The sequence below is a fragment of the Streptococcus mitis genome, assembly GCF_023109235.1.
GTDB classification, from domain to species: domain Bacteria; phylum Bacillota; class Bacilli; order Lactobacillales; family Streptococcaceae; genus Streptococcus; species Streptococcus mitis_DA.
Genome location: NZ_JALDUC010000003.1, coordinates 35,803 through 54,606 on the forward strand (window position 1 = coordinate 35,803; position 18,804 = coordinate 54,606).

At 41.3% G+C, this 18,804-nt stretch carries 22 protein-coding genes; 2 read left to right on the top strand and 20 right to left on the bottom strand.

The genetic code is table 11. The features are described 5' to 3' along the window. Positions 1–66 precede the first annotated feature (66 nt). From M1F55_RS02735 to cdaA, 5 genes are all read right to left on the bottom strand, one after another. Entirely contained in the window at positions 67–915 is an 849-nt protein-coding gene (locus M1F55_RS02735) for a DegV family protein (RefSeq protein WP_078237853.1), read from the bottom strand. Between the two features lies 1 nt (position 916). Further along, positions 917–1,291: a DUF1149 family protein gene (locus tag M1F55_RS02740; RefSeq protein ID WP_001050081.1), complete on the bottom strand. Its 375-nt coding sequence runs from the start codon at positions 1,289–1,291 to the stop codon at positions 917–919. A 73-nt stretch (positions 1,292–1,364) separates the two neighbouring features. After that, a complete protein-coding gene (gene glmM, locus M1F55_RS02745; protein WP_247947233.1) occupies positions 1,365–2,717 on the bottom strand; it encodes a phosphoglucosamine mutase in 1,353 nt (450 codons plus the stop codon). A 24-nt stretch (positions 2,718–2,741) separates the two neighbouring features. Continuing rightward, the gene (locus M1F55_RS02750) at positions 2,742–3,521 is read right to left on the bottom strand and encodes a CdaR family protein (RefSeq protein ID WP_247947234.1); all 780 of its coding nucleotides are present in this window, start codon (positions 3,519–3,521) and stop codon (positions 2,742–2,744) included. After that, positions 3,508–4,365 (bottom strand): diadenylate cyclase CdaA, encoded by an 858-nt coding sequence (gene cdaA / locus M1F55_RS02755; protein ID WP_247947235.1) that lies wholly within the window; start codon positions 4,363–4,365, stop codon positions 3,508–3,510. Before cdaA ends, M1F55_RS02750 begins: the two co-directional genes overlap by 14 nt. Before the next feature lie 138 nt (positions 4,366–4,503). On the opposite strand from cdaA, the gene M1F55_RS02760 reads away from it, so the two are divergent. Together M1F55_RS02760 and M1F55_RS02765 are read left to right on the top strand one after the other, a co-directional pair. Further along, positions 4,504–5,472 carry an NAD(P)/FAD-dependent oxidoreductase gene (locus tag M1F55_RS02760; protein ID WP_247947236.1) on the top strand — a complete coding sequence of 323 codons (969 nt, stop codon included), beginning with the start codon at positions 4,504–4,506 and terminating at the stop codon, positions 5,470–5,472. A 164-nt stretch (positions 5,473–5,636) separates the two neighbouring features. Next, positions 5,637–5,726, top strand: coding sequence for a type I addiction module toxin, Fst family (locus M1F55_RS02765; RefSeq protein WP_142358332.1), 90 nt, complete (start codon positions 5,637–5,639; stop codon positions 5,724–5,726). 634 nt (positions 5,727–6,360) lie between these two features. On the opposite strand, the gene whiA is transcribed toward M1F55_RS02765, so the two are convergent. From whiA to M1F55_RS02840, 15 genes are all read right to left on the bottom strand, one after another. Beyond that, positions 6,361–7,272, bottom strand: coding sequence for a DNA-binding protein WhiA (gene whiA, locus M1F55_RS02770; protein WP_247947237.1), 912 nt, complete (start codon positions 7,270–7,272; stop codon positions 6,361–6,363). Continuing rightward, positions 7,269–8,246, bottom strand: coding sequence for a YvcK family protein (locus M1F55_RS02775; protein WP_247947238.1), 978 nt, complete (start codon positions 8,244–8,246; stop codon positions 7,269–7,271). Before M1F55_RS02775 ends, whiA begins: the two co-directional genes overlap by 4 nt. Further along, positions 8,243–9,133, bottom strand: a complete 891-nt coding sequence (gene rapZ / locus M1F55_RS02780; protein ID WP_000163055.1) for an RNase adapter RapZ — start codon at positions 9,131–9,133, stop codon at positions 8,243–8,245. Before rapZ ends, M1F55_RS02775 begins: the two co-directional genes overlap by 4 nt. A 51-nt stretch (positions 9,134–9,184) precedes the next feature. After that, complete coding sequence (locus tag M1F55_RS02785; RefSeq protein ID WP_001140420.1) at positions 9,185–9,565, bottom strand: RidA family protein; 381 nt, start codon at positions 9,563–9,565, stop codon at positions 9,185–9,187. Between the two features lie 10 nt (positions 9,566–9,575). Then, entirely contained in the window at positions 9,576–10,163 is a 588-nt protein-coding gene (yihA, locus tag M1F55_RS02790; protein WP_000422605.1) for a ribosome biogenesis GTP-binding protein YihA/YsxC, read from the bottom strand. An 8-nt stretch (positions 10,164–10,171) separates the two neighbouring features. Next, the gene (gene clpX, locus M1F55_RS02795; RefSeq protein ID WP_012972566.1) at positions 10,172–11,404 is read right to left on the bottom strand and encodes an ATP-dependent Clp protease ATP-binding subunit ClpX; all 1,233 of its coding nucleotides are present in this window, start codon (positions 11,402–11,404) and stop codon (positions 10,172–10,174) included. 36 nt (positions 11,405–11,440) lie between these two features. Then, positions 11,441–11,611 (bottom strand): hypothetical protein, encoded by a 171-nt coding sequence (locus M1F55_RS02800; protein WP_000442260.1) that lies wholly within the window; start codon positions 11,609–11,611, stop codon positions 11,441–11,443. Beyond that, positions 11,611–12,117, bottom strand: a complete 507-nt coding sequence (locus M1F55_RS02805; protein ID WP_000162491.1) for a dihydrofolate reductase — start codon at positions 12,115–12,117, stop codon at positions 11,611–11,613. Before M1F55_RS02805 ends, M1F55_RS02800 begins: the two co-directional genes overlap by 1 nt. Positions 12,118–12,248: 131 nt before the next feature. Next, positions 12,249–12,767 carry a Dps family protein gene (locus M1F55_RS02810; protein WP_000229882.1) on the bottom strand — a complete coding sequence of 173 codons (519 nt, stop codon included), beginning with the start codon at positions 12,765–12,767 and terminating at the stop codon, positions 12,249–12,251. Between the two features lie 232 nt (positions 12,768–12,999). Further along, positions 13,000–14,610: a GH25 family lysozyme gene (lytC, locus tag M1F55_RS02815; RefSeq protein WP_247947239.1), complete on the bottom strand. Its 1,611-nt coding sequence runs from the start codon at positions 14,608–14,610 to the stop codon at positions 13,000–13,002. A gap of 33 nt (positions 14,611–14,643) precedes the next feature. Further along, positions 14,644–15,402: a triose-phosphate isomerase gene (tpiA, locus tag M1F55_RS02820; protein WP_000087893.1), complete on the bottom strand. Its 759-nt coding sequence runs from the start codon at positions 15,400–15,402 to the stop codon at positions 14,644–14,646. 97 nt (positions 15,403–15,499) lie between these two features. Beyond that, the gene (locus tag M1F55_RS02825; RefSeq protein ID WP_247939566.1) at positions 15,500–16,177 is read right to left on the bottom strand and encodes a DnaD domain-containing protein; all 678 of its coding nucleotides are present in this window, start codon (positions 16,175–16,177) and stop codon (positions 15,500–15,502) included. An 8-nt stretch (positions 16,178–16,185) separates the two neighbouring features. Then, positions 16,186–17,130, bottom strand: coding sequence for a homoserine O-acetyltransferase MetA (metA, locus tag M1F55_RS02830; RefSeq protein WP_247947240.1), 945 nt, complete (start codon positions 17,128–17,130; stop codon positions 16,186–16,188). Between the two features lie 378 nt (positions 17,131–17,508). Continuing rightward, a complete protein-coding gene (locus M1F55_RS02835) occupies positions 17,509–18,021 on the bottom strand; it encodes an adenine phosphoribosyltransferase (protein ID WP_001049320.1) in 513 nt (170 codons plus the stop codon). A gap of 210 nt (positions 18,022–18,231) precedes the next feature. Then, positions 18,232–18,804 (bottom strand): LPXTG cell wall anchor domain-containing protein (locus M1F55_RS02840; protein ID WP_247947241.1); only part of this gene is annotated, 573 nt, incomplete at its 5' end.

The window sequence follows — 18,804 nt, forward strand, 5'->3', positions numbered from 1 at the left end:
AAGAGGCAGGTAATCCGTGTTCAATTTCTAAGATACAAGCCTTCTTAACTAGTCTAGAAGTACTAACTAAATCACTGGAATATAACCCAGAGCAATACTTCCTGCTCCTAGGTGTGTTCCAATGACACTACCAAATGTAGCAAGTGAAATATCCGTACCCACTTCAGGATCTAGCAAGTGCTGACGCAATTCCTCAGCCTTTTCAGGAGCATTCCCGTGAATGACAATGATACGGTATTGGCCTGAAGCTGTTGCTTCCTTGATAATCTCAATTAAACGCTTGGTTGCTTTCTTTTCAGTACGAACTTTTTCGTACACTTCAATCACACCTTGGTCATTGAAATAGAGGATTGGCTTAATGCTTAGCAGATTGCCCAAAATAGCAGCTCCATTTGAAAGGCGTCCACCTTTTACCAAATGATCCAAATCATCGACCATGATGAAAGCAGATGTGTGACTAATTTGAATAGCTAGCTTATCCTGAATAATGGCAAAGTCATCGCCCTGGTCTCGCCAGTTAAAGACACTTTCAACCATGATACCCAGAGGAGCACTTGTAATCAAAGTGTCTGGGAAAGCAATAGTTAAACCCTCATATTCTTCTATCATATACTGGATATTTTGGTAAAAACCTGAAATTCCAGAAGATAGGAAAAGCCCCAAAGCATGTGTATAACCTTGTTCTTTGAGCGAAGTTAGAATCTCATCTAACTTGGCAATACTTGGTTGACTGGTCTTAGGCAATTCAGAAGCCTGAGCCATTTTTTGGTAAAACTCCTCAGCAGTCAGATTGATACCTTCGACATACTCCTCACCATCAATATTAACAGGAATATCCAAGACAAATAAATCTTCTCTTTGCAAGGTATCTGCACTGAGATAGGCAGAGGAATCTGTGATAACAGCTAATTTCATATTAGAACTCCAAATTGATTCCTGGTAAGTCTAATGCAATCTCAGTTACTTCATAAGTCAAACGGTTGAGCATGTTCAAACATGGACGAGCCAAGGTTTCCACTTCTTCTTGGTTCAATTCACTTGGCTCGTTAACAATACGACCATCGATATGGTTCACCTGTGAAATGGTTCCACTGATGACAAATTTATCAAATACAATCATAAAACTCAAGACAACAATCAAGGAAGTCACTTGATTTTCTTGGTCATGTTGAATTAGTTGGAAGTTCACATCCACCTTAGTTTCAGGAGCTCCATTTTCATTTTCCCATTCAAAATTACGCGCATCAAAATGATACTGACTAACAAATTCTTGTTCACGTTTAAGATTCATGTCTTTCTCCCTTGGCTACAATATTATAAGCTATTGTACCATAATTTTTTATTTTCATCTAGTTTTCTAGGATTTAGTCAATCCCGATTTCAGCTCGAACTACGTCTGCGATGGTATCAACATAGTAGTCCACTTCTTCTGTTGTAGGAGCTTCTGCCATAACACGCAAGAGGGGCTCTGTTCCACTTGGACGAACAAGGATACGGCCATTCCCTGCCATTTCTTCTTCCATCTTCTCGATGATAGCCTTAATAGCTGGCACTTCCATAGCCTTTTCCTTCATGGCATTTTCCACTCGGATATTGACTAATTTTTGTGGATAGATGGTTACTTCTGCTGCCAACTCTGACAAACTCTTACCAGTTTCCTTCATGATTTTTGTCAATTGGACAGCTGATAATTGACCATCACCTGTTGTATTGTAATCCATCAAGATAACGTGACCAGACTGTTCACCACCAAGGTTGTAGCCTGATTTTCGCATTTCTTCAACAACGTAACGATCGCCAACTGCAGTGACTGCCTTGTTAATGCCTTCACGGTCCAAGGCCTTGTGGAAACCAAGGTTAGACATAACGGTTGTCACGATTGTATTTTGCGCCAATTGTCCTTTTTCAGAAAGGTATTTTCCGATGATGTACATAATCTTGTCACCATCGACGATATCGCCATTCTCATCGACAGCAATCAAACGGTCACTGTCTCCGTCAAAAGCCAAACCGATAGCTGAGTCACTTTCTTTGACCACTTCTTGAAGTGTTTCTGGGTGGGTTGAACCAACATTAAGGTTGATGTTAAGACCATCTGGTGTTTCCCCAATAACAGTTAATTGAGCACCAAGATCTGCAAAGATTTGACGTGCACTTGTAGAAGCTGCACCATTGGCCGTATCCAAGGCAACCTTCATTCCTTCAAGAGGAGTTCCAGTTGAAACAAGGTAGCCTTCATACTTACGCAAGCCTTCTGGATAATCTACCAAGGTTCCCAAGCCTTCTGCACTTGGACGAGGAAGAGTATCTTCTGCAGCATCTAGCAAGGCTTCAATTTCTGCTTCTTTTTCATCATCTAGTTTGAAGCCATCACCACCAAAGAACTTGATTCCGTTATCAAGGGCTGGGTTGTGGCTAGCAGAAATCATGACACCTGCACTGGCTCCCTCTGTTTTGACCAAGTAAGCTACTGCTGGTGTTGCAAGAACACCTAGTTTGTATACGTGAATACCAACTGAAAGAAGACCAGCTACCAAGGCTGATTCCAGCATTTCCCCTGAAATACGTGTGTCACGTCCTACAAAAACTTTCGGTGCTTCCGTTTCATGTTGACTAAGAACATAGCCTCCAAAACGTCCTAGCTTAAAGGCCAATTCTGGCGTTAGTTCTACGTTAGCTTCTCCACGGACTCCATCAGTCCCAAAATATTTACCCATTTTTATAAAATCCTTTTCCTATTTTTAATTCGTTTTTGAACTAGTTGCTTTCGTTGACGAAGATGTCTCCGACGAACTACTTGTACTTGAATTTGATGTGCTTGAACTTGGTGTCACAGGTTTTGTAGTTACCTTCATTGTTGTGTCAAACGGAGTGATAACTGCTGGTAAGACAACACCATTGCGGTCGATTGCCTGCAAAGGTACTGAACCACTGTAATTACCTGTTATGCGTTCGCTAGTTGGTAAAAGCGCAATAACTTTGTCAATCTTAGCTAATGTTTCTTGGTCAGTTGTGACAGAAACTCGTTCATTTGACACGGTTACACTATCAATTTGTAACTTGGGATCAATCTGATTTTGGTCAACTTGTGGCACAACAATCATCCCATCTCTTTTAACCTTCTTCCCAACTTTCACTGTGATCTTTTGAGGCGTTGCCACAGCGGTCAATCCACTTGGAAGATTTTCAATGCTCAAGGGGACTTCAATCGTTCCAACACTGGCATCTGTCAAATCCGCTGTAACCTTAAACTTACGAGTACTTTCCTGCATTTCGCTGGCTAAGGTCACACGATTAGCACCTGTCAGCACAACTGAAACTTCTGAAGCAAAACCACTAATAAAGTATTGACTATTATCATAATGAATATCGATAGGAACATTCGTTATCGTATTGGTGTAGGTCTCTGATTTGACCTGCCTTGCGGTATTGCTATTTTGAAAGTTGGTTGACGTTGCATAGATAAATAAGACACAAGCAAAAAAGAGAGAGGAGATAATATATAAGCTATTTTTTCTCATTTTTCCAACCTCCTAGCAAACGATCCCTGAAACTGGCTTTTTCCTCAACGGCTGGCAAAAGAATTCTTCTTAGCTCTGCTTCAAATTCTTCAATCGTCAAGGCATGCTTGAAGACCCCGTTGTAGGTAATAGAAATGCCACCTGTTTCCTCTGATACGATGAAGGTCAAGGCATCGGACACTTCCGATAAACCAATAGCCGCCCGGTGTCTGGTCCCAAATTCCTTGGAAATCCCTGTGCTTTCTGTTAAGGGTAGATAGGCCGAAGTAACTGCAATTCGATTTTCTCTGATAATCACAGCACCATCATGTAGGGGAGTGTTGGGGATAAAGATATTGATGAGGAGTTCAGCCGAAATATTGGCATCCAAGAGAATCCCTGTAGCAATGTATTCTTGCAAAGTCCGAACTCGTTGAATGGCAACCAAAGCACCGATCTTACGGGGACTCATGTATTCAACTGACTTAACAAAGGCACGAATCATTTTCTCTTCTGCACTAATTTGACTAGTAGAAAAGAAATCTGTCGCCCTTCCCAAACGTTCCAAACCAGTCCGAATCTCTGGAGAGAAGATAACAACCGCAGCAATAACCCCATAGGTGATAATCTGATTAATCAACCAAGAAATCGTTGTTAAACCAAGGATATTGGCCACAACCTGAGCTAATACAAAGATCAAGACCCCCCGCACCAAAATCATAATCTTGGTACCAGCTATCGCTTTTGTAAAACGATACAAAACATAGGTCACAATCAAAATATCAAACAGATTGATGGCAATACTCCAAGGACTAGAAAACAAGCTAGTCCAATATTGTAGGTTGGATAATTGTTGAAAGTTCATCTGCTGTCTCCTCTCTGTCCAAACACGTTCCTTTCTATTATACCATTTTTCTGTCATTTTTTTCCCTATCCTACTTCATTTTAAATTAAGGAAAAAATATGATAAAATAAATTGACTATAAAAAACAAAGGAGAAACCATGTCTCAACTCTATGATATTACCATTGTAGGTGGTGGTCCTGTCGGTCTTTTTGCAGCCTTTTATGCCCACCTACGCCAAGCTAAGGTCCAAATCATCGACTCTCTTCCCCAACTAGGTGGACAACCTGCTATTCTCTACCCTGAAAAGGAAATTTTAGACGTCCCAGGTTTCCCAAACCTGACTGGAGAAGAATTGACTAACCGTCTAATCGAGCAATTAAATGGCTTTGATACCCCTATTCATCTCAACGAAACGGTTCTTGAGATTGAAAAACAAGAGGAAGGCTTTGTAATTACAACTTCTAAAGGAAGTCACCTGTCTAAAACTGTTATCATCGCTATGGGTGGCGGTGCCTTTAAACCACGTCCGCTGGAACTAGAAGGCGTTGAGGGCTATGAAAATATCCACTACCACGTTTCCAACATCCAGCAATACGCTGGTAAGAAAGTGACGATTCTTGGTGGTGGGGACTCGGCTGTGGATTGGGCTTTGGCTTTTGAAAAAATTGCGCCAACTACCCTTGTCCACCGCAGAGATAATTTCCGTGCCTTGGAACACAGTGTCCAAGACTTACAGGAATCATCTGTGACCATCAAGACACCATTCGTCCCTAGCCAACTCCTTGGAGATGGAAAAATGCTCGATAAACTTGAAATCACAAAAGTCAAATCTGATGAAGCAGAAACGATTGACTTAGACCACCTCTTTGTTAACTATGGTTTCAAATCTTCTGTCGGTAACCTTAAAAACTGGGGTCTGGACCTCAACCGTCATAAGATTATCGTCAACAGCAAACAGGAATCCAGCCAAGCAGGTATCTATGCTATCGGTGACTGTTGCTACTATGACGGAAAGATAGACTTGATTGCGACAGGTCTTGGAGAAGCACCAACCGCTGTTAACAACGCCATCAACTACATCGACCCTGAGCAAAAAGTACAACCAAAACACTCTACTAGTTTATAAAAAAGAACCACGAGTCACATAGGATTCGTGGTTTTATAGTTCATCTACAATCTTGTTAGCTCATATCTTTCCCTTTTTTAGCAAAAATAAAAATGCCTATCAAACTGATAAATCATGTGATATAATAGAAACGGCACATCTGCCTTAGAAGGGAGGTGGAGCCTATGGTAGATTACATCTTCACAAATATTATTCTACCCTTGGTGATCGGTATCGTCCTGATAGTCATCGAAAAATGGCTAAACAAGAAATAGCGACCAACCCACCTTTCTAGCGTAGACTAGAAAAAGCCCTTGCTTTTGTGGTTATCAGCAGGGGCTTTTTTGTAGTTATGGTAGACTACATCTTCACTTCTCCACTATTATCTCACATCCATCTTCAGTTGTCAAAAGAAATCTCTGACATGCTGAATTATAAATGCGCTGTAATATTTACGGCACTTCTACACCGCCTACGAAAGAAGGTGAGATAGCCCATGATGGAATTAATACTCAAAACTATCATCGGACCAATTGTGGCCAGTGTCGTTCTTTGCTTAGTCAATATAGTAGATTGAAATAAGATGTGCACAAATCGACTAGGAAAGTCAAATTACTTTCTATAAATATTTTGGCATCCATGACATACTAATGTAGATTCAATCTACTATAAATGGCTTAACAAGTACAAATAGTGTCAAAAAAGACCCCAAGCTTAATGTGGAAGTTAGCTCAAGGTCTTTTCTTAGTCCATGATATAGAACTAGTACTCAATTCTCCTTTATTATCTCACATACTCTATTCAATTGTCAAGAAACAGGTTTATATTTTGTAAGTTAGCGATATCAGGCCATTAGAAAAAATAGAATCAACCAATCACACTGATAATTCAAGGGGTTGCTTTATATCGTTATAATTCATCGGCTATCTTATTGATTTTTCTGAGTCTGTGGTTGACACCACTTTTGGTCAGAGGGGTGCTGAGGCTATCTGCTAACTGCTGGATAGAGTAGTCTGGGTGTTGAATCCGCAGTTGCGCTACCTCCTGCAAATCAACTGGCAGATTTTCTAAGCCCATGATATCTTTGATTTTACTAATATTGTTGATGGTCTTCATGCTGGCAGAAACTGTCCGAGCGATATTAGCCGTTTCAGCATTATTAGCCCGATTGAGATCGTTACGGGTTTCTCGCAAAATCTTAACCCTCTCAAAATCATCACGCGCCTGCATGGCTCCGATGACAATCAAGAAGTCCATAATATCTTCGGCTCGCTGGAGATAGGTCACAGCTCCCTTCTTGCGCTCAAGCACCTTAGCATCTAGTAAAAATTGCTGGAGAAGGGAGGCAATCCCTTGCGCGTGGTCCAGATAAACAGAACTGATTTCCAACTGGTACTTACCTGACTCAGGGTCACGAATGCTTCCATTTGCCAAGAAAGCACCACAGAGATAAGCACGGCCTGCTTCCTCGTCTGATAAAATCTCCTCGTCAATACCTGTTTCCAGACCAAAGAAGGAGTCTGCCAAGTGCAAATCACTCAGCAAGTCCTGCACCTTTTCATCTGTAAAAACAGTATAGACCCGATTCTTGCGGAGATTGCTCCGTTGGTGATGGCGAATTTCCGATTTGATTTGATAGAAATGGAGGAAGGACTCATAAAGGTGACGGGCCAGTTTGGCATTTTCTGTCACAACAGACAAGGTCAGACCCGAAGTCGAGAGACCGATACTTCCAGACATCTTGATAATGGCAGATAATTCATGCCGGCTCAGATGGTGTTGACCTAAGATTTCTTCTTTTACTGCTACTGTGAAACTCATTTTCTCACCTGTATAATCCGCATCAACTCATCCACGATCAAATCTCCATCGTGGAAGGCACCCCCATTTTCCAGACGAAGAAAGTTGGATGAAATCACGCGCGGAACTTGCTTACTAAGCCCAGCAAAATCATGGTCCACCTGCACCAAGTATTCATCAAAGCGATTGGAATTCATGTATTCCTGAGGCACTTTTTCGATATTCACCAAGACGGTATCAATAAAAGGTCGGCCAAGGTGACGATGCAAGACTTCTACGTGATCACTATCTGTAAAGTGCTCCGTCTCCCCACGTTGGGTCATGATATTGCAGACATAGGCGATTTCTGCCTTGGTTTCCAAAAGTGCCTGCCCGATTTCCTTAATCACGATATTGGGCAAAATAGAGGTGAAGAGGGAACCAGGCCCAAGGACAATCATGTCACTTTCAAGAATAGTCTGCACTACTCGACGACTGGCCAGAGGCGTATCATCGTTGAGGGTATTGGTCACATAGACATGGTCAATCATGCCTGGATGGTCTGCAATATGACTCTCTCCAGCCACTTCTGTCCCATCCTGAAAGACCGCATGCAGGGTCAAGGGATGGTCACTGGAAGGATAAATCTTCCCAGTGGTATGGAAAAATTTGCTCAGCAACTGCATGGCATTATAGGTCGAACCCTGCATTTCTGACAGGCCAGCGATAATGAGATTTCCCAATGGATGGCCAGCAAAGGCTCCAGCATCTTCAGAAAAGCGATACTGAAAGACTTTCTCATAAAACTTAGGCATATCCGACATGGCCACAAGGACATTGCGAAGATCACCTGGCGGTGTCAACTGCTGCATATTTTTTCTGAGTTCACCTGAAGAACCACCATCATCCGCCACCGTTACGATAGCAGCGATTTCCACATCTTTTTCCCGCAGACTTTTTAGAATGACGGGGATTCCAGTCCCTCCACCAATCACCGTTATCTTTGGTTTTCTCATGAACGGTTTACCGTTTCCTTTCTTCGGTCTTTGTCGCGATGCCCTTCATTAACAGGCCAATTCTTGGATAAGTCCTGCGCCAAGCGTTTAGCAAAGGCCACACTACGGTGTTGCCCACCCGTACAACCCATGGCAATAGTCAAAACAGACTTACCTTCCTTTTGGTAACTTGGCAAAATTGGCTCAATCAAGGCCAATAAATGTTGATAAAAGTCTTCTGACTCAGGATGATTCATGACATAGTCATAAACTGGTTCATCCACACCCGTTTGGTTTCGTAACTCTGGAAGGTAGTATGGATTTGGCAAGAAACGAACATCAAAGACCAAGTCCGCATCAATCGGAATTCCATATTTAAAGCCAAAAGACATGACTTCAATACGGAAAGACTGAGCCTGTTCTTGATCTGAAAACTGCTCTGCAAGGGTTTTACGCAGCTCACGCGGAGTGAGTTCAGTTGTATCCACCACATTTTGACTCATATTTTTTAAAGGTGCCAAGAGCTCACGTTCCAGCTTGATTCCATCCAAAATTCGACCATCTGCTGCTAGAGGGTGGCTTCGTCTGGTTTCCTTGTAACGAGCGACCAATTCCTTATCTGCTGCATCCAAAAAGAGGATTTTAAAGTCCAGTTCTTCCTTGTTTTCCAACTCATCCAAAACAGCTTGAATCTCCGAGAAGAAAGAACGGCTACGCATGTCCACTACCAAGGCCAACTTATGGTCGTCTTCCTTTGTTTCCACCAACTGCAAAAACTTAGGCAAGAGGGCTGGCGGCATATTATCAATAGTGAAATATCCCAAATCCTCGAAGGACTGAATGGCAACAGTTTTTCCTGCACCACTCATTCCTGTCACAATCACCAAGTGAAGTTGTTTCTTTGTCATCTTTTTCTCCTTATATCAAAAGAAGTTTGGCAGAACCAAACTTCAACTAGCTTATCCAATCTCTGCGATGACTTCGATTTCGACTTTTACATCACGAGGAAGACGAGCTACCTCTACTGCTGAACGAGCTGGAAATTCCTCTTTAAAGGCCGTTTGGTAAACCTCGTTAAAAGGAACAAAGTCGTTCATATCGCTCAAAAAGCAAGTTGTTTTGACAACATGGTCAAAGTCAGTTCCTGCTTCTGCCAAAATAGCACCAATGTTTTTCAAGACTTGTTCTGTCTGTTCTTGAATCGTTTCTCCAACGATTTCCCCAGTTTCAGGAGAGAGAGGAACTTGACCACTAGCAAACAAAAGGTTGCCAACGATTTTTCCTTGAACATAGGGTCCGATAGCCTTTGGGGCTTTGTCTGTATGAATTGTTTTTGCCATTTTCTTTTCCTCACAATTTTTCTAAGATTGCATCCCAAGCCTCATCCATCCCTGCCTTGCTGACAGATGAAAAGAGGATAAAGTCGTCACTTGGGTCAAAGTTTAATTTCTTTTTGATTGCTGATTCATGCTTGTTCCATTTACCACGAGGAATCTTGTCCGCCTTAGTCGCCACAATGATGACCGGAATCTCATAATATTTGAGAAATTCGTACATCTGCACATCATCTGCTGACGGGTCATGACGAAGGTCAACTAGACTGACTACCGCACGGAGATTTTCCCGAGTCGTTAAGTACTCCTCAATCATGCGCCCCCACTTTTCACGTTCCTTTTTAGAAACACGAGCATAGCCATAACCAGGCACATCCACAAAGCGCATCTTGTCATCAATGTTAAAGAAGTTGAGAAGCTGGGTTTTCCCAGGTTTCCCTGACGTGCGAGCCAGATTCTTACGGTTGAGCATGGTGTTGATAAAGCTAGACTTGCCTACATTTGACCGCCCTGCTAGGGCAATCTCTGGCAATTCATCCTGCGGATAGTGGGATTTATTAGCCGCACTGAGCAAGATTTCAGCATTGTGTGTATTAAGTTCCATAGTCACCTCTAGGCTGTTTCTAGGATTGGTTTATCCGTTCCATCGACAGCTTCTTTTGTGATGCGGACCAATTTCACATTTTCCTGACTCGGTACTTCAAACATGACATCTAGCATGGTTTCTTCGATGATGGAGCGAAGACCACGCGCACCAGTTTTGCGTTCGATGGCCTTATTGGCAATCTCTTGAAGGGCTTCGTCGTCAAATTCCAACTCGACATCATCATAAGAAAGCAAGGTTTGGTATTGTTTGACCAAGGCATTTCTTGGTTCTTTCAAGATGCGAACCAAGTCATCCACTGTCAATTGCTCAAGAGCTGCAAAGACAGGCAAGCGCCCAATCAACTCAGGAATAATCCCGAATTTTTGAATATCTTCTGCGATGATTTCTTGCATGTAAGAGCTATTTTCATCAATCGCCTTATTATTTTGACCAAATCCAATGACTTTTTCACCCAGACGTTGTTTGACAATTTCTTCAATGCCATCAAAGGCACCACCCACGATGAAGAGGATGTTCTTGGTATCCACTTGAATCATTTCTTGTTGTGGATGTTTGCGTCCACCTTGAGGTGGTACGCTGGCAACGGTTCCCTCGATAATCTTGAGAAGGGCTTGTTGCACCCCTTCACCAGAAACGTCACGTGTGATCGATACGTTCTCGCTCTTCTTAGCAATCTTGTCAATTTCATCCACATAGATAATGCCACGCTCTGCACGTTCAATGTTAAAGTCAGCAGCCTGCAATAGTTTGAGGAGGATATTTTCCACGTCCTCACCCACATAACCAGCCTCAGTAAGAGCTGTTGCATCCGCAATCGCAAAAGGCACATTCAAGCTCTTAGCCAAGGTCTGGGCAAGAAAAGTTTTCCCTGAACCAGTTGGGCCAATCATCAAGATATTTGACTTCTGCAAATCCACATCTTCTGACTCTTCACGCGTATCGTGGAAATTGATGCGTTTGTAGTGGTTGTAAACTGCCACTGCCAAGGCACGTTTGGCACGATCTTGACCAATTACATAGTGGTTCAAGATATGGAGGAGTTCGATTGGTTTTGGAACTTCAGACAAGTCTGCCAAGACTTCTTCCGCCAACTCCTCTCGAATGATTTCCTGGGCTAACTCCACACATTCATTACAGATAAAGGCGTTGTTACCTGCGATTATTTTTTGTACTTCTTCTTGGCTTTTGCCACAAAATGAGCAATAAACCATCATATCATTATTCCTATTTGTAGGCATGATTTCCTTCCGTTCTATTCTATACTGTCATTCTATCTAAAATAAGGTCATGTAAAAAGCATGGATACTATTGACCAAATTGGTAAAGGCATTTAACCAGAGCAGGACAGAAAGCCCATAACGCTTTTTACGAAAAGCCTGTGCTCCTGCAAGTAAGCAGACCAAACACAGCATGGCTGTGAAAAAACCAAATATACTACGTTCCATTAGACTTCCTTTCTCTTGCGGTATTGGATGGTAAAATCATAAGGATTTTTCTCATCTTTGGTATAGGATTTGCTTGAAACTGTCTCAAAAAGAGACAAATCAAACTCCTCAGGGAAATAGGTATCTCCCTCCACCCGAGCATGAATTTGAGTCACAATTACTTCGTCAAGGTAGGGTTCAAAAGCCTGAAAAATTTGCTTCCCACCGATAATATAAAGATTCTTTTCTTGAGCCTGATACCAGTCCAAGACAGACTGGACATCCTGAAAAGTAGTAACCCCGTCTATCTTTTCTTCAGAATTACGCGTCAAAATCAGAGTTTCCCGTTGTGGAAGCAAGCGACGCCCCATCCCATCAAAGGTCACACGCCCCATCAAGATAGCATGATTCAGAGTTGTTTCTTTGAAGTGTTGCAGTTCTGCTGGCAAATGCCAAGGCAGGCGATTTCCCTTACCAATCACACCCTCTTCATCCTGGGCCCAAATAGCTACGATTTTCTTAGTCATGCTTCCATCCTTTTCACTGATAGTACTATTTTATCAAAAAACTCAAAAAAAGACTGGTTTGGAATAGCTTACAGAATAGAAAAAAATCTGTAAGAGGCATCCTACAGATTTTTATATGATTATTCTATTTCTTACAAACCAGGTGCTTGTCCAAGTTCTGCGGCAAGCATCCAGATTGTTTTATCAGTTTCAGTTTTAGCATCTGTAAAGATACCGTTTGTCACATCGTCACCTTCTTCATCAGTAACATCCAAACCTTTTTGGAAGAGTTCTGACAAGTAACGGTAGATAGCAAGGACACGTTCCAAGCTTTCTTCAACATTACGGTATTCACCAGCTTCTTCTTCGATTTCACTGTTTTGAAGGAATTCTGTCAATGTAGAGAATGGGCTACCACCAAGTGTGATCAAACGCTCACTGATTTCATCCAATTGACCATCAAGAGCTTCCATATACTCATCCATTTTTGGATGCCATACAAGGAAACCACGACCACGCATGTACCAGTGCACTTGGTGCAAAGCAACGTGAGCTACATACAAATCAGCAACAGCTTGGTTCAATACTTCCTTTGTTTTTGCCAATGCTACTGGCGCTGCTTTTGTCAATGATGTTACGTCTTTTACTGCTTCTTTTTTCAATTCTACCATTTTATTTTACCTCATTCATTATTATTTGTAACCACTTCTTAATGATTACTACCTTAGTATACTACTAAGGAAAACCAATAGCAAGCCAAATGACTCACATGAGAAAAGTTGCAATAGACTGATAATTTAAGAATTTTTTAGAATGAAATCCAGTCACTTTCAAACTCTCTTAACAGAGATAAAATAAAGAAAAGAGCATACAATTTGTAGGCTCTTTTCTAAGTTTTACATCTTAATACCAGACGCTAACATCAACATGACCCCGAATCCCTTTAAGAGAGTCAGATGAAGTATATTGCCATCCTTTTTCTCCTGAATAATGAGGATTGTTCCAATCAAGCGCATCCGTATAGGCAGCAACCCAGTTTACATGTTGTAAAATATTTGGATGATTCAAACGAGTTTGCAAAAGTTGACGATAGCTATAAACTTTCACGTTTTGATAACCAGCATGCTTCATGGTTTCCATATACTTATTGATAATTTTAACCCAAGTAGTTGTATCTGCTGGAGCTTTCTTAGATTTATTTTCATACTCCCAGTTTTCAACATCATAGTAGATTGGATAAGATAAGTTCATCTTGTATTTCTTCAAGAGTTCAATAGTCTGCTTAGCATCATTCTCAGCATCTGTTTCATTTTCTGCATAGGTATAAAGATAAACACCATAAGGAATGCCTAGTCGATTAAATTCTTGAATATTATGTGCCAATTCCTTATCTTCTACACCGCTGTATCCTAAGCGCACAATAACACCATCAACTCCATTTTCCTGGATAACCTTTTTCCAATCACTAATGCGGCCATTATGCTCACTGACATCAATAACCTTCTTAGCACGGTCAGTTCCAACCTGTTCTTCACGATGGTTAAAGAAATAACGGTGTCCATTTCGATAAACCCAACCAACATTCAAGGCTTTCTTTTCTTTCAGTTCCCCTGAATCAGCAAAAGTATAACGAGTATCGTCCATAATTAACTCACCTGTTGCCATAGCACCACTTTCAGTAAGATAGTAGTCCCCATGCCACTCATCTTGAGCCATGTACCCCCACTTCTTGAAATAGTACCACTTGCCATCTACCTTTTGCCACTGTTCATTAGCATAAGAACCGTCTGACTTAAGATAGAACCAACTCTTATAATGATTATCGTAAAGCCATTCGTTTTGCATCATAGCACCTTGACCATTCAAGAAATAATCTCCTTGCCACTGACTTTTAGCCATATAGCCCCACTTCTTGAAATAGTACCATTTGCCATTGATTTTCTGCCATTCTTGCTCTGCATAAGAACCGTCTGCCTTGAGGTAGAACCAACTCTTATAATTGTTATCGTAAACCCATTCATTTTTAGCCATGTAACCACCCGCTTTGAGGTAGTAGTTTCCATACCATTCTTTTTGGGCATAACGACCATCTGCTTTTATATAGAACCAGCTATTATGGCTAGTATCAAAAATCCACTCACTCTTAGCTTTTAAACCATCTGCTTTTACATAGAAGTCACCCTCCCAGTGTGCTGATGTTGAATTTGGTTTACTTTCTTCTTTCTGACTACTAGCTCGCGTCTCTTTGACTTCTTCCTTTTTCTCTGGACGCTGACTAGAAGAAGTCCCAACTTTTTTCTCTTCTTCTTTTTGACTTGCAGTTGTTTCTGATTTCTTTTCTTCTACCTTGCTAGAAGAAGCTTGCACACTGCTTTCTTCCGAAGAGGCTTTCACTTCAGTTTCATTGGCAGCGACATGACTAACTGCCAAGCCTAGCAAAAAGATACTTACTAATCCAATTTTTCCAATCTTTGTTTTCAATCTTTCCTCTCCTATAAAAAATGGAACAGACATCTGAATGCTGTTCCACCTAGCTTTTGCTACTGATTATTTTACAAAGTCAAGCAAAGCCAAGAAGCTTTCTGCTTCAAGTGACGCACCACCAACAAGGGCACCGTCAACGTCTGGGCAAGCCATGTATGAAGCAACGTTTTCAGGTTTAACAGAACCACCGTATTGAACACGAACTTTGTCTGCAACTTCTTGACCGAAGTCAGCAGCTACAACGTCACGAACAACTTTACACATTTTTTGTGCATCGTCTTGTGAAGCTGATTTACCAGTACCGATAGCCCAGATTGGCTCGTAAGCGATAACTGATGCAGCAACTTGTTCAGCAGTCAATCCAGCCAATGCAGCAGATACTTGAGCACCTACAAATTCAGCAGCTTTACCAGCTTCGTAAGTTTCAAGTGACTCACCACAACAGATGATTGGAAGCATACCGTTTGCAAAGATTGCTTTTGCTTTTTTGTTGATATCTTCGTCAGTTTCATGGAAGTAGTCACGGCGTTCTGAGTGACCGATAACAACATAGTCAGTACCGATTTCTTTCAAAACTTGTGGGCTAGTTTCACCAGTGAAAGCACCTGCATTTTCAAAGTAGCAGTTTTGAGCAGCAACTTTGAGGTTTGAACCTTTTGCAGCAGCAAGAACAGTTGTCAAATCAAGAGCTGGAGCTGCGATACCTGCTTCAACAAGATCTGATGAAGGAAGTTTTGATGCAACTGCTTCAACGAATGCTTTAGCTTCTTCTGGATTTTTGTTCATTTTCCAGTTACCAGCGATAAATGGTTTACGTGACATTTCACATACCTCTTTTTTCAATTTATTTTCTATTTATTTTATCACAATTAGACACAGCTTGCAAATCTTACTCGGATTTCAAGCCTGCTTCCAACGATTAATCCTTCCAGAGATCCATGGCATTTCTAAAATCTGCCGATACCTGTGTCAACTGAGGATTGCTTGCTTCTCTCTCTGCCCGTTTGGCCTCTATTTGAGCCACACTTTTGATACCTTCATGGCGCCAATTTCTCAAAATCGCCTGAATGTACTTCCAGTTTGATTTTCCATTCAAAACAGCTTCACGAAGAGCTTCCTTAATCAAGTCAGCACTGGTCCCATCTTCCTTTAGTGTCTTGATCAAATCCTCAATCTCAAAAGGAGTCAACAAGCGCCCTAATTCCTGCTGGAAAGTTTCCACCAAATCTTTGAGCTGGTTTTGAGGTGTCAACTGGTCTGAACTTGAATGAGCTGCTCCAAGCAAATTATCCAAACGTTCCAAAGCCAAACTAGCATCAAAAAGCAATTCGATTTCACCATTCAATTCTATCGTTCGATACTGAAGTAGTCCCCTCTCCGTCAGATTGGAAATAGCCTGATTGACATCCGAAATTTCCTTGCCAATCCTTTCAGCAATCTGGCTTGGGGACATTTCTTCTAAACCTGTCGTATTTTGCAAATAGAAAAATTGCCAGACCAGAAAATCGTCGCTAGAAGGAAAGAGTTCCTTAAAATGCAAGAGCAGGGCACTCGGTAAAACCAAGTTCCCTGATTTAAAAGCGTCTAAATATGTCATAATTCCTCTTATAAATACCCAAATGCAGATGCATCATCTTCTATTTTTCTCCAGTCAAAAGGCGTTTCCTGATAGACCGCATAATTCACCCAGTTACTGAAAAAGAGGGCTGCTGATGAAGACCAACAAAGACAAGGTGTCTGGTTGACATCGTCATCCTTAAAGTAATTTTCTGGAATATGAGGATCCAAACCTGCATCACGATCTCGGAAATATTCATTTGCCAAGGTATCACGGTCATATTCCAAATGCCCAAAACTATAAATTTCTCGTAAATCACGACTAGACAAAATCGAAACCCCAACCTGAGGTCCTTCCGATAAAATCTCGAGATTGGTCTTGTTTAAGACCTCTTCCTTAGAAATCTCCGTGTGACGAGAATGAGGGGATACATAGCTATCGTCAAAGCCTCTAAAGAGAAGGTGCCCCTCTTTTAAAGCATCCTGAGGATAGATACCCGATAACTTACTGTCCATCTGGTATTTTTCAACCCCATAACGCAGATAGAGTCCCGCCTGAGCACCCCAACAGATATGAAGGGTCGAATAGACATGGGTCTTGGACCATTCGATTACCTGACTGAATTCCTCCCAATAGTCCACTTCCTCAAATGGTAAATGCTCAACTGGAGCACCCGTGATTATCATCCCATCAAAATACTCGTCCTTAACTTCAGGAAAAGTTTTATAAAAGGTCTCCATGTGCTCTGAACGAGTTGTCTTAGAACGGTGGCTTTCCATATAAAGAAAATCAATATCCAGTTGTAGGGGTGTATTGGCCAAATGGCGTAACAACTGGGTCTCTGTGACCATTTTCTGTGGCATAAGATTTAAAATTAAAATCTTCAAGGGACGGATATCTTGGTGGGCTGCACGTTGATCATCCATGACAAAGATGTTCTCTGTCCGTAAAATCTCAACAGCTGGTAATTTTTTATCAATTCGAATCGGCATAACCCTCTCCTAACTGTATTCTTTCAGGAATCATTGCATATGTTTGAAACTCTTCGAAAATCTCTTCAAACCGCGTCAACGTTGCCTTGCCGTAGATATGTTACTGACTTCGTCAGTTCTATCCACAACCTCAAAACAGTGTTTTGAGCTGACTTCGTCAGTTCTATCCACAACCTCAAAACAGTGTTTTGAGCAACCTGCGGCTAGTTTCCTAGTTTGCTCTTTGATTTTCATTGAGTATGAAACTAAATCTCAAACACCTAGTCCTTTTATTATACTGCAAGAAGATATAGTTTTCAATTATAGTTTTTCTCTAACTAGCTATAGTCTATTTTTATATCCTAATGTAGAGAAAACAGCCCTAGGGACTGTTTTTGATTAATAATGCATCAGAACTTTGTAATCGTAGTCACCGATTTTTTCACGGCCGTTCAATTCATCCAATTCAACAAGGAAGGCACAACCTGCTACAACACCACCAAGTTTTTCAATCATCTCGATGGTTGCCTTAACAGTTCCACCTGTTGCCAAGAGGTCATCTACGATAAGAACACGTTGACCTGGCTTAATGGCGTCAGCATGCATAGTCAAGGTATCAACTCCGTACTCTTTTTCATAGTCAGCAGAAATGACTTCACGTGGCAATTTCCCTGGCTTACGAACAGGCGCAAAACCAATTCCCAACTCAAAAGCAACTGGACAACCCACGATAAATCCACGAGCCTCAGGCCCTACAACCATGTCAATTTTCTTGTCAGTAGCATATTGAACGATTTCACGAACAGCGTAGCTATAAGCATTTCCATCAGCCATCAAAGGACTGATATCTCGGAAGGTGATACCCTCCTTTGGATAATTTTCAATTGTTGCAATGTAATCTTTTAAATTCATCTTTTTCTTTCTTTCAAAGTTTTTTACTCTCTATTATACCATATTTTTTAAGAAAGAAAAAAGTATAACCATTATTTCCTAACTGAGATTCTGATTTCGATGTTCACTCTGTACTCCTAGTGAAAACAGCAAAAAAGCTGATGAATCATTCGATTCATCAGCTTTAGGGATGATATGTTCATTACAAACAAATCATATCAATTAGAAAGCTTAGTCTTCTTTCTTCTTGCGAGCTACAAGACCAAATCCGCTCAATACTCCGAGAAGTCCAAGTGCTGCAAGGCTAGCATTGTCTTCTGTACCAGTATTTGGCAATTCGCGCTTAGCTTCAGCTTCTTTCATTGCGGTTGCTTGTACTGGTTGTGCTGGAGTAGCTGGCTCAACTGGTTGTACCGGTTTTTGAGATTGAATCTTACGGTAAACATTGTGAACATTACCATTAGCATCTGTTTCTGTACGAACTAACTCGTAACCTTCCAATGACTTACCTGGATGTGATCCATTTTCGTCTGGAATAATCAATTCACCATTTTCATCTACATAAGTTGTTAATACTTTTTCTGTAACTGGTGTTGGTGTGGTTACTTTTTCATAGACGTGTTCTACATCGCCATTTGGAAGTTTCTTAGTCTCTACGAAGCGGTAACCTGGGATATCTTTCTTAGGTTGTTCGCCATCTTCTGTTGGATAGTTTGGAATTACATTTCCTTCTTTATCCTTGAATGAAGTTGTGACTTTTTCGTAGACATGTTCTGTGTCTCCATTTGGAAGTTTCTTAGTCTC

Coding starts and splice junctions, on each gene's coding strand:
- M1F55_RS02735 (WP_078237853.1), bottom strand. CDS start 915: ATGAAATTAGCTGTTATCACAGATTCCTCTGCCTATCTCAGTGCAGAT.
- M1F55_RS02740 (WP_001050081.1), bottom strand. CDS start 1,291: ATGAATCTTAAACGTGAACAAGAATTTGTTAGTCAGTATCATTTTGAT.
- glmM (WP_247947233.1), bottom strand. CDS start 2,717: ATGGGTAAATATTTTGGGACTGATGGAGTCCGTGGAGAAGCTAACGTA.
- M1F55_RS02750 (WP_247947234.1), bottom strand. CDS start 3,521: ATGAGAAAAAATAGCTTATATATTATCTCCTCTCTCTTTTTTGCTTGT.
- cdaA (WP_247947235.1), bottom strand. CDS start 4,365: ATGAACTTTCAACAATTATCCAACCTACAATATTGGACTAGCTTGTTT.
- M1F55_RS02760 (WP_247947236.1), top strand. CDS start 4,504: ATGTCTCAACTCTATGATATTACCATTGTAGGTGGTGGTCCTGTCGGT.
- M1F55_RS02765 (WP_142358332.1), top strand. CDS start 5,637: ATGGTAGATTACATCTTCACAAATATTATTCTACCCTTGGTGATCGGT.
- whiA (WP_247947237.1), bottom strand. CDS start 7,272: ATGAGTTTCACAGTAGCAGTAAAAGAAGAAATCTTAGGTCAACACCAT.
- M1F55_RS02775 (WP_247947238.1), bottom strand. CDS start 8,246: ATGAGAAAACCAAAGATAACGGTGATTGGTGGAGGGACTGGAATCCCC.
- rapZ (WP_000163055.1), bottom strand. CDS start 9,133: ATGACAAAGAAACAACTTCACTTGGTGATTGTGACAGGAATGAGTGGT.
- M1F55_RS02785 (WP_001140420.1), bottom strand. CDS start 9,565: ATGGCAAAAACAATTCATACAGACAAAGCCCCAAAGGCTATCGGACCC.
- yihA (WP_000422605.1), bottom strand. CDS start 10,163: ATGGAACTTAATACACACAATGCTGAAATCTTGCTCAGTGCGGCTAAT.
- clpX (WP_012972566.1), bottom strand. CDS start 11,404: ATGCCTACAAATAGGAATAATGATATGATGGTTTATTGCTCATTTTGT.
- M1F55_RS02800 (WP_000442260.1), bottom strand. CDS start 11,611: ATGGAACGTAGTATATTTGGTTTTTTCACAGCCATGCTGTGTTTGGTC.
- M1F55_RS02805 (WP_000162491.1), bottom strand. CDS start 12,117: ATGACTAAGAAAATCGTAGCTATTTGGGCCCAGGATGAAGAGGGTGTG.
- M1F55_RS02810 (WP_000229882.1), bottom strand. CDS start 12,767: ATGGTAGAATTGAAAAAAGAAGCAGTAAAAGACGTAACATCATTGACA.
- lytC (WP_247947239.1), bottom strand. CDS start 14,610: ATGTCTGTTCCATTTTTTATAGGAGAGGAAAGATTGAAAACAAAGATT.
- tpiA (WP_000087893.1), bottom strand. CDS start 15,402: ATGTCACGTAAACCATTTATCGCTGGTAACTGGAAAATGAACAAAAAT.
- M1F55_RS02825 (WP_247939566.1), bottom strand. CDS start 16,177: ATGACATATTTAGACGCTTTTAAATCAGGGAACTTGGTTTTACCGAGT.
- metA (WP_247947240.1), bottom strand. CDS start 17,130: ATGCCGATTCGAATTGATAAAAAATTACCAGCTGTTGAGATTTTACGG.
- M1F55_RS02835 (WP_001049320.1), bottom strand. CDS start 18,021: ATGAATTTAAAAGATTACATTGCAACAATTGAAAATTATCCAAAGGAG.